The sequence below is a fragment of the Myxococcus llanfairpwllgwyngyllgogerychwyrndrobwllllantysiliogogogochensis genome (assembly GCF_006636215.1).
Lineage (GTDB): Bacteria > Myxococcota > Myxococcia > Myxococcales > Myxococcaceae > Myxococcus > Myxococcus llanfairpwllgwyngyllgogerychwyrndrobwllllantysiliogogogochensis.
Genome location: NZ_VIFM01000699.1, coordinates 1 through 496 on the forward strand (window position 1 = coordinate 1; position 496 = coordinate 496).

Consider the following 496-nt stretch of genomic DNA (forward strand, 5'->3'; position numbering starts at 1 on the left):
GTGCAGACGGCGGGCATCAATAACGTCCGGCACCTGATTCAGCTTGCCGAGCACGCGGCCCAGCACCTGCAGGTTATAGATTTCGATATTCATATCGATGGTGGCCAGCTGCTGTTTGGTATCGCTACGGCTGGCAACGCCCAGCACGTTGACCTTCTCGTTGGCGAGGATAGTGGTGAAATCGCGCAGCAGCCCGCTACGATCGTTAGCGACCACGCGCACCACCAGCGAGTAGCCCGCCGAATAGCTCTCTCCCCAGACCGCATCAACGATCCGCTCCGGCGCGTGCGACTGCAGCTCCGCCAGCTGATCGCAATCCGCCCGGTGCACCGAGATCCCGCGCCCCTGGGTGATAAAGCCGACGATCTCATCGCCGGGGATCGGCTGACAGCAGCGTGCGATGTGGTGCATCAGGTTGCCGACGCCTTCCACAACCACCCGACCGTTGTCTTTGCTGCGATTCTGCGGCGCCCAGCTCTTCTGCTGCAGCTGCTTC

1 protein-coding gene is annotated in these 496 nt (G+C 62.1%); it reads right to left on the bottom strand.

What is annotated here, in order from left to right:
- On the bottom strand, positions 1-496 hold a 496-nt coding region (locus FJV41_RS55525), incomplete at both ends, for an ACT domain-containing protein (protein WP_141649599.1).